A 13,924-nucleotide genomic window follows, 5' to 3' on the forward strand; every position below is an offset into this window, starting at 1 on the left:
CCTCTCAGCCGAACCAGTACGCATTGTCGGCGGGGTTGTGGGGTGAATCCTGGGCGGTGGCGTCGTGCATCGGCTGGGCGCCGCCGATCATCGAGTCGAGCACGTCACCGGACATGAGCCGGTAGCTGAACACCGCCCGCGAGGCCTCGCGGGCCAGGTCGTCGACCGGCAGTGGCGCCGTCGACCCGGCGATCACCAGGTTGCCCTTGCGCCGCCCGCGCAGCGTCGAGGGCTCGGCCGACATCGTCCGGTGCGGAAAGTACAGCCGCAGGGCGGCGAGCACCCGGCGGGTCCAGTCGAAGGGCAGCTTGTCGGTGACGTTCAGGACGACGGTGCCGCCGGTGTGCAGCACCCGGCGGTACTCGGCGAAGGCCTCGACCGAGACCAGGCCCGCGGGCACCACCATGCCCACGAAGGCATCGACGATGATGAGGTCGGCGTAGTCGTCGGGCATCGCCGCCAGCCCCGTCCGGCCGTCGACGGGGCGCACCTTGACGCCGGAGTTCCTGGGCAGCGGCGCCCGCTCCCGCACGGCGGCGGTGAGCTGCTCGTCCGGCTCGCACACGATCTGCGGCGACGTGGGACGGGTATGGGCCACGTAGCGGGCAAGCGTCATGCCCGCGCCACCAATGTGGACGACGCGCAGCCGCTCACCGGCCGGGGCATGGGCATCGACGTGCGCGGCGATGCGCTGCACGTAGTCGAACTCGAGCCGCGTCGGGTCGGCCGGGTCGAGCCAGGACTGGTCGGCACCGCCAACGCGCACGACGAACGCGCCGGGCACGTCGGGGTCGGGGATGATGCCGTTGTTCTGGTCCACGGGGGAAGGCTAGCCCGTGCAGCCGGACCGCCTGCACACCTTCTGCCGAAGCCCGGGCGGGGCCCCTGCGACGACGTAGCGTCGAATGATGTCCGGCATCGTGTTCACGAGTATTACCGCGCTGATCCTGGTGGTCGTGCTGGCGTCGCCGCGCGGCCCGGGGTGGCTGCGGCAGGCCGACATGGTGCTGGCCGCGGCCTACAACGAGGTGCCCTTCCTGTTCATGGTCCTGACCTTCGTCACTCTCGCGACCATGGTCAGCAACGGGGATGTGTTCACACCCCTGGGGTATGTGAGCCTCGTCCTGGCGGTGTTCATCCTGGTGACGCTGGCCTGGATTGCGTGGGCGCAGACCCGCGACCGTCCGGTGTTGCGACGGGCATTGGACGACGGCCTGGGCGTCGGCTGGCGCGACCGCGCGGCGGGCGCGGGGCTGGCCCAGGAGCTGGCCAACCTCGACGGCGGCACCCGCTGGGGCCGGGCGGTGTTCGCGCCGTTCAGCTGGCGACCGCGAACGGTGGCGCGGGTGGCGAACCTGTCCTACGGCCCCGCCGGACGCTCCAACACCCTCGACCTATACCACCGTCGCGACCGTCCCGCCGGGGCCCCGGTGCTCATCTATCTGCATGGCGGCGGCTATCACTCGGGCACCAAGAGCCGGGAGTCACGCGAACTGTTGTTCCGGCTGGCAGTGCAGGGATGGGTGACGATCTCGGCGAACTACCGCCTGCGGCCGCGGGCGAGTTTCGCCGAGCACCTGGCCGACGCCAAGCGGGTGCTGGCCTGGGTGCATGAGCACGTCACTGACTATGGCGGTGATGCCGACGTGCTGGTCATGACGGGCGGGTCGGCGGGTGCCCACCTGGCCACCATCTGCGGGCTCAGCCAGAACGACGCGCAGTGGCAACCGGGGTTCGAGGCGGCCGACACGTCGCTGTCGGCAGTGGTCGGGTGCTACGGCTGGTACGGCGGCTACTACGGCATCGGTGGTGCCGATTCGTGGGCCGGCCCGTTGGGACACCCCGCACAGGCGGCACCGCCGACCATGATCATCCATGGACGCAGGGATCCCGTGGCCGCCGTCGGGGATGCCCGCCGGTTGGTCGACCACCTGCGGGCCGGCTCGTCCGAGCCCGTGGTGTACGCCGAACTGCCTGCGGCCCACCACAGCTTCGACCTGTTCCATTCGGTGCGGGCCGAAGCGGCCCTGGACGCCGTCCAGGCGTTCACCGCCTGGTTGCGGACGCGCGCATCGTCCGGCATTACCGTGCAGAACCCCCGGTCGTGACCGGGGTATCTGCACATTGACTTCTATGTGATCCGCGAAGCAGTGCCGTCAGACGATCCGCAACTGGTCGTCGACCACGTCGAACGTCACCGTCGCGCCATCGCCGACCTCACCGGCGAGCACCTTGCGGGCCACCTGGTCCTCGATGGTGGTCTGCACCAGTCGACGCAACGGACGAGCACCGTAGACCGGGTCGAAGCCCGTGCCGGCCAACCAGGCCTTGCCCTCGTCGGTCACCGCGATGGTGATGCGACGCTCGGCCAGGCGCTTGTTGAGCTTCGCCAGCGTGGTGTCGACGATCCTGACCAGGTCGTCCTGCGACAGCGGGTCGAACATCACGATGTCGTCGAGCCGGTTCAGGAACTCCGGCCGGAATGATTTGCGCACCACACCCATGACCGCTGCATGCTTCGCGTCCTCGGACAGCGCCGGGTCGGCCAGGAACTGCGATCCCAGGTTGCTGGTCAGGATGAGGATGGTGTTGCGGAAGTCGACCGTGCGCCCCTGCCCATCGGTCAGGCGCCCATCGTCGAGCACCTGCAGCAGGATGTTGAACAGGTCCGGGTGCGCCTTCTCAACCTCGTCGAGCAGCACCACCGAGTACGGGCGTCGCCGGACGGCCTCGGTCAGCTGGCCACCCTCTTCGTAGCCGACGTAGCCCGGAGGGGCACCGACGAGCCGCGAGACCGAGTGCTTCTCGGAGTATTCCGACATGTCGATGCGCACCATGGCCGACTCGTCGTCGAACAGGAAGTCGGCGAGCGACTTGGCCAGCTCGGTCTTGCCGACACCCGTGGGGCCGAGGAACAGGAACGAACCAGTGGGCCGGTTCGGGTCGCTGATACCGGCCCGGGAGCGGCGCACCGCATCCGAGACGGTCTTCACGGCCTCGGTCTGGCCGATCAGGCGCTCGCCAATGATGTGTTCCATCTCGAGCAGCTTCTCGGACTCGCCCTGCAGCATCTTGCCGACCGGGATACCGGTCCAGGCAGAGACCACCTCGGCGATGTCGTTGGCGTCGACCTCTTCGCTGACCATGCGCTGTGGCGCGGCCTCGGCCTCGTCGGCAGCCTCAAGTTGTTTCTCGAGTTCGGGGATGCGGCCGTACTGGATCTCGGCGGCCTCCCCCAGGCGCCCCTCGCGAATGAGCTTGTCGGCCTCGGTACGCAGCTTGTCGATCTGCTCCTTGAGGTCACCGACCTGGTTCAGGGACGATTTCTCGGCCTCCCAGCGCGCCTCGAGGGCCCGCAGCTGTTCCTGGGCGTCGGCGAGGTCGGACTGCAACCGGGACAGCCGCGCCTTCGAGCCGGCGTCCTCCTCCTTTTCGAGCGCGAACACCTCCATGCTCATGCGGTCGGTCTGGCGACGCAGCACGTCGATCTCTTCAGGGGACGAGTCGATCTCCATCCGCAGTCGCGACGCGGCCTCGTCGATCAGGTCGATGGCCTTGTCGGGCAGCTGCCGGCTGGTGATGTAGCGGTTCGACAGTGACGCGGCCGCGACCAGTGCCTGGTCGGTGATGCGCACCTTGTGGTGGGCCTCGTAGCGTTCACGCAGGCCACGCAGGATCGCGATGGTGTCCTCGACCGAGGGCTCGCCGACGTAGACCTGCTGGAAGCGTCGTTCCAGCGCCGGGTCCTTCTCGATGCGTTCGCGGTACTCGTCGAGGGTGGTGGCACCGATCATGCGCAGCTCGCCGCGCGCCAGCATCGGCTTGAGCATGTTGCCGGCGTCCATGGCGCCCTCGCCCGAGGCGCCCGCACCGACCACGGTGTGCAGCTCATCGATGAAGGTGATGACCTGGCCCTGGGCGTCACGAATCTCGTTCAGCACCGCCTTCAGCCGTTCCTCGAACTCACCGCGGTACTTCGCACCCGCGACCATCGACGCAAGGTCGAGCGAGACGACGCGTCGTCCCTTCAATGAGTCGGGCACGTCACCGGCAACGACGCGCTGCGCGAGCCCCTCGACGACGGCGGTCTTGCCGACGCCGGGCTCACCGATGAGCACGGGGTTGTTCTTGGTGCGGCGGGCCAGCACCTGGACGACGCGGCGGATCTCGGCGTCACGGCCGATCACGGGGTCGAGCCGGCCTTCGCGGGCCTTCTCGGTCAGGTCGACGGAGTACTTGTCGAGCGCCTTCTCGCCGCCCTCGTCCTCGGCCGAGGTGACGCGGCGGTCGCCGCGGGTCTCGTTGAAGACCGACTCGATCTGCTCGGCCGTCATGCCGAGCTGGCTGAGGATCTTCTGCGCATCCGATGGGACGGCCGCCAGCGCGATCAGCAGGTGCTCGGTGGCGACAAAGGCGTCGCCGAGCTTGTCAGCGCGGGTTTCTGCGTCGGCGAGCACCCGGGCGAAGGGGCCCGACAGCGTGGGCTGGCTGACGGACGAGCCCGAGGTGCTCGGCAACTTCGAAATGGCGCCCTGGGCCGCCGACGAGACCAGTTCGGGGTCGACCCCGAGCGTCTTCAGCAACGGCCCGACAGTGTTGTCGGGCGTGAGCAGCAGGCCGTGCAGCAGGTGGCTCGGCTCGGCCGAGGGGTTGCCGTGGGTCAGGGCGCTGCGCAACGCCGCCGAGACGGCATCGCGGCTCATCGTGGTCAGCTTGTCAGTGTTCAAGGCATCGCTCCTGCGAGATGTGGGTTCAAAGTTGAGCTTACCCGACTCAACCTTGATTCACCGGGTTTTGTTCCCCCGGACAGCGCCCGTACCACCCATCACCACCCCAGTACGCTGAACCCGCGGCCGGCTGCGGTTGCGCTCGTCGTCCACGCGTTCTGCCACACGGAGGTTCCCATGTCGCCCTGGGCCCGATTCCTGGGATCTCGCCCCCTCGCCGTGCTGATCGGTTGCCTGGTCATCGGCGCGCTCGCGGCAGTGTGGGGTTCGGGCGTGTTCGGCCAGCTGAGCAACGGCGGGTTCGAAGACCCCACCAGCGAGTCCTACAAGGTGAACTCCCTCGTCAAGGAACACTTCGGGCAAGTCGACCCCGACCTGGTGGTGATCTATCACACCGACTCGGGCACCATCAACGACCCGGCGACGATCGCCAAGGTCACCGACAAGCTGAAGTCGCTGCCCTCGAGCGCTGTCGCGCAGACCATCCCGTGGTTCGCCGACGAGTCGGGTCGACTCGTCGGGGATGACGGCCGCGCCGGCATGGTGCTGGTCAACCTCTCCGGCGACCAGTCGAGCAAGCTCGACTCATACAACGAGATCAAGGACGACCTGGCCATCGACGGCCTCGAAGTGCTCAACAACGGCGCCTACCCGATGTTCAACGAGATCAACCGGCTGGCCTATGACTCGATCGTCACCGCCGAGACCATCGCCCTGCCAATCGTGTTCCTGTTGTCGGTGCTGGTGTTCGGCTCGGTGGTGGCGGCGATCATGCCGACGCTGGTGGGTGGCGCTGCCATCATCGGCGGCTTCGCGCTGCTGCGCACCGTTGGCCTGTTCGAGGACGTCAACTCGTTCGCGGTGCAGGTCGTCACGCTGCTGGGCATGGGCCTGGCCATCGACTATGCGCTGTTCGTCGTCACCCGCTTTCGCGAAGAACTCGCCAAACAAGCAGGGCATGGACGAGTTCAATCCGCGGCGGCCATCAAGGTCACCATGGCCACCGCCGGGCGCACCGTGCTCTTCTCGGGGCTGACGGTGGCGATCTCGATCGCGACGCTGCTGCTGTTCCCCATCCCCTACCTGGCCTCGCTCGGCTGGGGTGGCCTCGCCGCGGTGCTGGTCGCGATGGCGGCGTCGCTGACGCTGCTACCGGCGGTGCTGGTGCTGCTGGGGCCGAACATCAACAAGGCCGGCATCCCGGTCATCAACCGCATGCAGGCCCGGGCCGAAGAGCGGGGCGGCTGGGCCAAACTCGCGCAGGCGGTGATGGCCAGGCCACTGGCATTCATCGTCCCCATCGTCGTGGCACTGGTGGTGCTGGCCACCCCGCTGCTGCACGTCAGCTGGGGCCAGATCGATGCGGCGATGCTGCCGAAGTCGTCGCCGGTCTCGCAGTCGCTGCAGAAGCAGACCGACTGGTTCGGCGACACCGGCGGCAGCGCCGAGGTGCTGGTGACCGGCAGCGGGGCAACCGACCAGGCGGGCATCGCCGAATACACGAAGCGGCTGTCAGCAGTCGAGGGCGTGGCCGACGTCCAGGTGGCGCGGCAGTCTGCGAGCGGCGCGGCACCGGCGACGCTGATCAGGGTCACCTGGCCCGGCCTCAGCCAGTCGGAGCATTCACAGGACCTCGCCCAATCATTGCGCGACGTCCCCGGTCCGGGCGGCGCCGAGGTGCTGATCGGCGGGCCCAGCGCCTCAACCGTCGACGTGCTCAAGACCATCGGCGACATCCTGCCGCTGATGCTGACCGTGATCGTCGTGGCCATGTTCGTGCTGCTGTTCCTGGCGTTCGGGTCGGTGGTGCTGCCCCTCAAGGCTTTGCTCATGAACGTGCTCTCACTGGGCGCGGCGTTCGGCATCGTCACCTGGATCTTCGCCGACGGCCACCTCGAGGGCCTGTTGCGCTTCGATTCGCCCGGCTACCTCGACCCGACGATCCCGCTGCTGATGGTGGCGGTGCTGTTCGGCCTGTCGATGGACTACGAGGTCTTCCTGCTCAGCCGCGTCAAAGAGGAGTACGACCTCACCAGTGACAACACCGCCGCGGTCTCGCACGGGCTGCAGAAGACGGGCCGGCTGATCACCAGCGCGGCAGCACTGTTGTGCGTGGTCATCGCGGGGTTCGCGGCCAGCGAGCTGTTCTTCATGAAGATGGTCGGCTACGGCATGCTTGTGGCGATCATCCTGGACGCGACAGTGGTGCGGGCCTTGTTGGTGCCGGCGACCATGCGCCTGCTGGGCAGGTGGAACTGGTGGTCGCCGAAGTTCCTGCGGGGCATCACCGACCGGATCTCGTTCACGCATTGAGCAGCGGCGACAGTGAGTGGTTTGACGTCGGATCTGACGTCAAACCACTCAGCGTCGCCCGCCGTCAGCCGGCCTCGGGTGTGAACAGGTCCTCAATCCGGCACCCGAACGCCGCCGCCAGTCGAAACGCCAGCGGCAACGAGGGGTCGTAGCGGCCCTTCTCGATCGAGATCACCGTCTGTCGCGAGACGCCCAGCTCATCGGCCAGCCTCTGCTGCGACCAACCCGCGCGCTCGCGATGGTCCTTCAGCGAGTTCTCCATCATGCGTCCGCCCGTCGTGCCACGGCATAGGCGATCGCGAAGACGGCGACCATGAGCACCGCCACCCCCATCAGCAGCAGCCCGGCATCGGCCCGCCAGCGGGTGATTGAGGCGACCGCGGCCCCGAGGCCCACGACCGGCAGCATCACGTGGAACGTCGCCTGCGCAGCCCGGTCGTACCAGCGGTTCTCGATCGAGTCTTCGGGACGCACGGTCGCCCCGCGCACGCTCGAGCGATCCACCAGCAGCGCCCACGCGCCCATGGCCAGCACCGGCGCCGCCAGGACGAAGAAGACCAGCGGGAAGAGCAACGCCCAGGTCGTCGACAGGCCATCCGACGTGGCCTGCGCGAGCGCCGTGGCCCCGGCGGCCAGGATCGAGGCGCCGGCGACCCCCATCAGGATGCTGACCGCGACCAGCCGCCCGCTGCCGCCTCCCAGCCGGGCGGATCGACCCCACCTGGTGGGCGGCGCCTGCTGCGGATCGCGGGGCGCGGTGTGGGGTGTGGACGTGAGTTCCATGGTGCCTCTCCTGCTGACTGGTCGGTGCGGCCGATTACCACTCCGCCGATGTGCAGCAAGCTTGACAGTAAAGCTAGTTTGACGTCAAGCCCCTTTGACTACCGGGCCTCGAGATAGGCCAGGATCGCCCGCACGCGGCGGTTCTCGTCCACCGATTCGGGCAGGCCGAGCTTGGCGAAGATGCTGCTGGTGTGGGTCTCGATGGTGCGCGCCGACAGGAACATCCGGGCAGCGATCGCAGCGTTCGACCACCCCTCGGCCATGAATGCCAGCACCTGCAACTCGCGGACCGTCAGCGCATCAAGCACCGACCCGCTGCGAGCGGCGCCGACCAGGTGCGCGACCACCTCGGGGTCGAGCGCCGTGCCGCCACCGGCCACGCGGGCCAGTGCCGCCAGGAAGTCCTCGGTGTCCAGCACGCGATCCTTCAACAAGTAGCCGAATGCACCCGCCGTCACCAGTTCGAGCGTGCGCCGGGTTTCGATGTGCTGCGAGAGCAGCAGCACCGGGGTGCTTGGCTGCCAGTCCCTGATCTCGCGTGCCGCGCCGATGCCCTCGTCGTCGTTGGGCATGCGCACGTCCAGCACCACGATGTCCGGACGATGGGCGCGCACCTGGGCGACGGCCGTGGCAGCAGTGGCGGCACGGCCGACCACGACATGCCCCGACACCTCGAGCAATGCCGCCAGCCCCTCTCGGAACAGCGTCGAGTCCTCCCCGATCACGACCCGCACGGCAGCACCGCCTCGACGGTCGTGCCGCCCCGCTCCGGCGAGCGCAGCCGCAGGGTGCCACCCAGCGCCGTCACCCGGTCGGCCAGTCCGGCGATGCCACCGCGGGCCCGGGCGTGCGCCCCGCCACCGCCGTCATCGGCCACCAGCACGCGCACCTGGCCGGCATCGTCGTCCACCCGCACCGTGATGCTGCTCGCCCCCGCATGGCGCAGGGCGTTCGTCACCGATTCGGCGACGACGAAATATGCCGTCGTCGCCGTGTCGTCGGCCAGTGCCGGCAGGTCGGCGATGTGCAGGTCGAGTCGCACGTCTGCCGGCACCGTCGCCGCCAGGTCGTGCAGGGCTGCCGCCAACCCGTCGTCCAGCGCACGCGGGCGCACCCCCTGGGCAAGCAGGCGCAGTTCACCCACCGCGGTGCCGACCTGGGCGACGGCGGCGTCCAGGCCGGCTGCCGCGGCGCGGTCGACCCCGGACGAGCGCTGCAACACCCGCAGTTGCATGCCCAACGCCACCAGCCGCTGCTGGGCACCGTCATGCAGGTCCCGTTCCAGCCGACGGCGCTCCTCGTATCCGGCGCGCAGGATGCGTTCGCGGGAGGCCTCGACCTCAGCCCGCGCAGCAGCCAGGCTCGTCTGCACCCGCGCGGCGCTGACCAGTGGGGCTGCCGCGGTGACCACCGAGGCGGCGGGTGGCATCGTCCGGGCTGCCGAGCAGGCCACCACGCCCACCTGCTCGCCGTGGTGGCTGACGATGCTGCGCGGACCCGGCCGGACGCCCCGCATGGCCTCGTCGAGGGGTGCACCCGTGGCCGTGCGCAGGGTGGGATCGACCAGCCCCCGGTAGGCCACCACCAGGTCCGGGTCGGCAAGGCACGAGCGCAGCACCGCCTCGACGTCCGTGGGAACCGCCCGACCCGACTCGACGAGGGCAGCCAGGTTGGCGAGCGCCCGCCCGGCGCGCGCCCGTTCCGGATAGACGAGCAGCCCCAGTCGTGTCGTCCCGAGGCGGAAGCAAACGACGCCCACGATCGTGACAGCGGCGCTCGCGGCGACCAGGGCCTGCACCGGCCAGGCGTCGAGCGTCTGGCCCGTCGCCAGTCGCAGCACGGTCAGCCCGGCCAGCACCACCACAGCGGCCAGGCAGGCCGAGACGGCGCTCACCACCGCGCGGTCCACGTCGGCCCACGTGGGGTGCAGCAGCGCCATCGTCACCGCGATGGGCACGCCGATGTACATGGCGGCCAGCCCGAACACCACCAGGTCGACGGTGCCGAGCACCAGCAGGCTCACCCAGCAGAGCAGCAGGGTGCCGGGCACCAGGCAGGCCGCGAGCAGGTACCACCGCAGCCCCAACCGGGTCGCCTCGTCAGCCCGGCGGTAGCGACGCAGCGGGGCCACTGCGCTGGCCACCAGTCCCGCCATCAACGACACCACCAGCACCCAGCCCACGACGTCACCGGCCAGGGGGTGCGCGGCACCAAGGTCGGGACGCAGCGCCCCCACGACGGCGACCACCTGGAAGACCAGGACCACGGCCGGCAGGCCCCACGCCACGACCCGCCACCCCGGCGACGGAAGTCGTCCATCGGGGGCGGTGAGCAGCAGCAGCGCGAACGGCAGGTAGAGCAGCATCCAGGCGCCCTGCATCAAGGGACCCGAGTACATCGCAGTATCGGCGGCGACCGCCGCGGCGGCAATGAGGACGGCGGCGACCTGGCCGGGACGCCTGCGGGCGATCAGCGATGCGAGCACCAGGCAGACGACGCCCGCGCCGAGGTACAGCGCCGGCGCGGGCCACGGATGACCCACTTCGCGGGCGCGCACCAGCACCGGCAGGGCCAGCCCCACGAAGGCGCCCCAGCAACCCACCACGGCGAGCGTCGTCGCGCGCATGTCAGCAGGATAGGCCAGGCGATCCACGCGGCGGTATCCGTGCTGGCACGCAATTTCCGGCCCGTGCCGACCCCGCCCAGAAGTGCGGTCGGCACGGATGCCCGCGCGACGAGCACGGAGCACGCTCAGGGCATGACCATTACCCCTTCTGTTCCCCTCACCGGGCTCCACGACCACGAGCCCCAGGACGCCGCCGCGGTGCCCCACGACGCCGAGGCGCCCCACGACGCCGCGCCCCACGATCCCACTGCCCGATTCCGGCGCATCGCCTCGGCGGTGGCGTTGCCGCTGGGCTTCGTCGCGCAGGCCATGACGAATGTGACCTACGCGTGGGTGACCCTCGACGGCAGCAGTGATGCGACCACGGCCGAGGCGCTGGCGCTCTCCCGCGCCCACGGGGGCACCATGATCTGGGCCAGCACCTTCGCCCTGATCGGCTGCCTGCTCATCGTGGCCGGCATCCCCACAGCCCTGCGGGTGTTGCGCTGGGCCAGCCCCCGGCTGTCACTGCTGGCGGGGGTGCTGATGATCGCGGGCTATGTGTGCTATTTCGGCGTCGTGTTCACGAGCTTCGACCAGATCGCACTGGCCCGCCACAACGTCCCGGAGTCGGCCTTCGACGGCTCGCCGGCCATGACCGCCGGTCTCTGGGTCTTCCTGGTGTTCGTGGCCGGCAACCTGGTGGGCACGCTGCTGCTGGGCCTTGCCGTCATCGTGGGACGCCGTCGCCTGGCTGGGCTGGTGCCCTACTGGGCGGGGCTGCTGATCATCGGCTGGCCGGTCGGGCACGTGACCAACCTCGTGCTGAACAACGAGTGGTTCGCCGTGGCGGGCGGGCTGCTCGAGGTGGCGGGCCTGGCCTTCGTGGCCCGGGCGGCGATCCGGATGACCCGGGAGCAGAGCATGACCAGGCCCGAGTGGGTGCTGCGCGGGTAGAGGGCCGCCCGACACTGAGTGGTTTGACGTCGGATCCGACGTCAAACCACTCAGCGTCGAACCAGGTCACCGTCGAACCAGTCACTGCACCGGCGGCTGCAACACCTGGAAGCCCGCGCCCTGGTCATCGACCAGCGTCGCCACCCGGCCGAACTCGCTGTCGGTCGGGCCATCCAGCAGGTGGCCGCCCATCGCCACCGCCTGCTCGGCCGCGGCATCGGCGTCGTCCACCTGGAAGTAGACGCGCCAGTAGCCCTGCACCCCGTCGGGCAGCCACTCCCCCGCATTGCACAGGCCGGCAGCCGCCTCGGCGCCGCCGCCGTTGGTGGCGTAGCCGATCTCGCCGTCCTGCTCGGCCATGGGCACGATGTGCCAGTCGAAGACCTCTTCATAGAACTGGCCCGCGGTCTCGAAGTTGCGGGTGAACAGCTCGAACCACACCGGTGCGCCGTGGCCGTCGTGCGCCTCGTAGCCCACCCGCGTGCCGGGCTGCCACACCCCGACCGCCGATCCCGCGGCATCGACCATGAACCCCATCACGCCCTGGTCACCCACGGCCATCGTCGGCACGAGCACCGTGCCGCCCGCGGCGGTGGCCCGTTCCAGCGCCTCGGCGGCATTGGGGGCGTCGAGGTAGACCACGAACGTGTCCGTGGCATCAGGGCCCATGCGTTCGCGGTCGATCTGCATCGCCCCGCCCACCGACTTACCGCCCACCGACACGATGTGGTAGTTGCCGTAGTCAGGCCCGCTGTCGGTGAAGGTCCAGCCCAGCAGCTCACCATAGAACTTCTTCGCCTTCGCCAGGTCGGTGGTGGTCAGTTCCACCCAGTTGGGTGCTCCGTTGACGGTCATGGCTCGCTCCTTGCACGCGCTCCGCTTCTTGTGGACGAGCCTACGCGTGCGTCCGGTGGCGGGCCAGAGGGGCCGGTGGCCTGCTCAGGCGAAGGGGTCGTACTCCTCGCCCACGACCGCCTCGCGCACCGAGCCGTCGGGCATCGTGACGCCGACCCGCATGCCGTCGGCGAGCTGTCGTCCGCGGCGGGTCTCGACCTCACCGTCGACGGTGACCAGCCCGGCCTGGATCCACTCGCGGGCCTCACCGCCGGTGTCGGCCAGGCCGGTGTACTTCAAGAACTGGCCGAGCCGGATCGGGTCATCACTCATGCGCCCATCCTAGGGCGGCGCCTCACGGCCCGAGCAACGCCAAGGGCACGACCGCCACCCCGTCGCGTCTTCGATACGCGTGCACTCCAGTCGTCAGCACCACCAAGTCGACCACCTGCTCGGGTAACTGGTCACGCAGCCACAGCAGATGCTTGACGTCCGCGTCGCCAATGCTCGCTGACATCTTCACCTCAAATGCAACAATCTGGGCCTCCGGGCCTTCGACGATCAGGTCCACCTCGTGGTCGCCATTACGGGTACGCAGATGTCCGACCGTGGCTTCGGCCGCCTGGGCTGCAACCCTGACAGTCAACGTGGCCAGGGACTCGAAGAACGGCCCCGCGAGGTGCGCACCCGATGGTGAGAGCAGTGTTCTGGCCGACAGGCCCAAGGCCCGAGCGGCGAGACCTGGATCAGCTAGCTGGTGTTTGGGTGCCTGCTGCAGCCGGGTTAGAGGACTTCTGCTCGGACTCCACCCAGGAACTGGATCAAGCAACCACAGCTGCGTCAAGTGGTCGCGGTACGCGATCGTAGTGCTCTTCGCGGGTTGCGACCCATCCCCGCCACTCGCAGCATCGAGCAGCCGACTGTACGACGTCGTCGTGGACGATGCCGCAGCATAGGCATTCAGCCACCGCCGCAAGGTCTCGGGACGCCTGACGGACACGCCCAGCTCCGGAAGGTCACGGTCAACAATCCGCCGCAGGTATCCGTCGAGCAGGGCTCGGCGAAGCCTTGGGTGGGCTGTGCGGATCCCTGGAAAGCCACTCTCCTCGATCGCCGCGAAATAGTCGTGCACAGCCCAGTCTGTGGATCCCCCGACGTCTGCCTGCGCAGCATCGAGCAGTCGGGCCAAGCTCACCGTCGGACGCGCCGTCCCACGTTCGTGGATGGCCATCGGCCGCATGCGCAATGACAGGATCCGACCTGCGCCGCTGTGGGTGCCTTGCGCAGAAGCAGGCGTTGCGCTTCCTGTGAGCAGGAACCTGCCTGCCGGGGCACCCGCGTCGACCGCACGTCGCACGACGTCCCACACTTCAGGGAATCGCTGCCACTCATCGAGCAACACGGTCCCCGAAGAAACCCGTGCCATCACAGGATCCGCCTGCCAGAGCGCAGCATGATCCGGATCGTCGAAGAGGAATCGGATCGAGGCCCGACGCGAGGCGGTGTCGGTTTTGCCGACACCCTTGGGGCCGTCGATGGCCACAGCCGGGGCCAACGCCAGAAGATCGTCCAGCTCGTCATCCACGGTACGCCGCAGGTACTCCACGCCCGTCAGACTACCACGAGCACCCGACATAGACTACCTTTAGCAGACCCTATACGCTACCTTTAGCAGACTTTCTACGCTACCTTTAGCAGGGCTGCC

Annotated in this window: 12 protein-coding genes; 3 read left to right on the forward strand and 9 right to left on the reverse strand. The window is 69.0% G+C overall.

The genetic code is table 11. The annotated features are described in order from the left end of the window. Positions 1-4: 4 nt before the first annotated feature. Positions 5-820, reverse strand: coding sequence for a spermidine synthase (locus ACQCX5_RS08910; protein ID WP_434541672.1), 816 nt, complete (start codon positions 818-820; stop codon positions 5-7). An 88-nt stretch (positions 821-908) separates the two neighbouring features. Between ACQCX5_RS08910 and ACQCX5_RS08915 the strand changes: the two genes are divergently transcribed. Then, complete coding sequence (locus tag ACQCX5_RS08915) at positions 909-2,108, forward strand: alpha/beta hydrolase (protein WP_434541673.1); 1,200 nt, start codon at positions 909-911, stop codon at positions 2,106-2,108. A 48-nt stretch (positions 2,109-2,156) separates the two neighbouring features. On the opposite strand, the gene clpB is transcribed toward ACQCX5_RS08915, so the two are convergent. Then, positions 2,157-4,703 (reverse strand): ATP-dependent chaperone ClpB, encoded by a 2,547-nt coding sequence (gene clpB / locus ACQCX5_RS08920; protein ID WP_434541902.1) that lies wholly within the window; start codon positions 4,701-4,703, stop codon positions 2,157-2,159. A gap of 201 nt (positions 4,704-4,904) precedes the next feature. Here clpB and ACQCX5_RS08925 point away from each other — a divergent pair, with 201 nt between their 5' ends. Next, entirely contained in the window at positions 4,905-7,040 is a 2,136-nt protein-coding gene (locus tag ACQCX5_RS08925) for an MMPL family transporter (protein ID WP_434541674.1), read from the forward strand. Positions 7,041-7,104: 64 nt separating this feature from the next. Here the strand turns inward: ACQCX5_RS08925 and ACQCX5_RS08930 are convergent, their stop codons facing one another. The 4 genes from ACQCX5_RS08930 to ACQCX5_RS08945 form a co-directional block, all read right to left on the reverse strand. Further along, positions 7,105-7,305 carry a helix-turn-helix transcriptional regulator gene (locus ACQCX5_RS08930; RefSeq protein ID WP_434541675.1) on the reverse strand — a complete coding sequence of 67 codons (201 nt, stop codon included), beginning with the start codon at positions 7,303-7,305 and terminating at the stop codon, positions 7,105-7,107. Continuing rightward, a complete protein-coding gene (locus tag ACQCX5_RS08935; protein WP_434541676.1) occupies positions 7,302-7,823 on the reverse strand; it encodes a hypothetical protein in 522 nt (173 codons plus the stop codon). The genes ACQCX5_RS08930 and ACQCX5_RS08935 overlap by 4 nt, the downstream gene beginning before the upstream one ends. A gap of 98 nt (positions 7,824-7,921) precedes the next feature. Then, entirely contained in the window at positions 7,922-8,557 is a 636-nt protein-coding gene (locus ACQCX5_RS08940) for a response regulator transcription factor (protein WP_434541677.1), read from the reverse strand. Beyond that, positions 8,545-10,449, reverse strand: a complete 1,905-nt coding sequence (locus ACQCX5_RS08945) for a sensor histidine kinase (RefSeq protein WP_434541678.1) — start codon at positions 10,447-10,449, stop codon at positions 8,545-8,547. Before ACQCX5_RS08945 ends, ACQCX5_RS08940 begins: the two co-directional genes overlap by 13 nt. Before the next feature lie 132 nt (positions 10,450-10,581). Here ACQCX5_RS08945 and ACQCX5_RS08950 point away from each other — a divergent pair, with 132 nt between their 5' ends. Then, positions 10,582-11,385, forward strand: a complete 804-nt coding sequence (locus ACQCX5_RS08950) for a hypothetical protein (RefSeq protein ID WP_434541679.1) — start codon at positions 10,582-10,584, stop codon at positions 11,383-11,385. Between the two features lie 81 nt (positions 11,386-11,466). Here the strand turns inward: ACQCX5_RS08950 and ACQCX5_RS08955 are convergent, their stop codons facing one another. From ACQCX5_RS08955 to ACQCX5_RS08965, 3 genes are all read right to left on the reverse strand, one after another. Next, positions 11,467-12,240: a VOC family protein gene (locus tag ACQCX5_RS08955; RefSeq protein WP_434541680.1), complete on the reverse strand. Its 774-nt coding sequence runs from the start codon at positions 12,238-12,240 to the stop codon at positions 11,467-11,469. 84 nt (positions 12,241-12,324) lie between these two features. Next, the gene (locus ACQCX5_RS08960; RefSeq protein ID WP_434541681.1) at positions 12,325-12,552 is read right to left on the reverse strand and encodes an RNA-binding S4 domain-containing protein; all 228 of its coding nucleotides are present in this window, start codon (positions 12,550-12,552) and stop codon (positions 12,325-12,327) included. Positions 12,553-12,574: 22 nt separating this feature from the next. Further along, entirely contained in the window at positions 12,575-13,825 is a 1,251-nt protein-coding gene (locus ACQCX5_RS08965) for an ATP-binding protein (protein ID WP_434541682.1), read from the reverse strand. Between the last annotated feature and the right edge of the window lie 99 nt (positions 13,826-13,924).

The organism is Aestuariimicrobium sp. G57 (assembly GCF_050110855.1).
Taxonomy (GTDB): domain Bacteria; phylum Actinomycetota; class Actinomycetes; order Propionibacteriales; family Propionibacteriaceae; genus Aestuariimicrobium.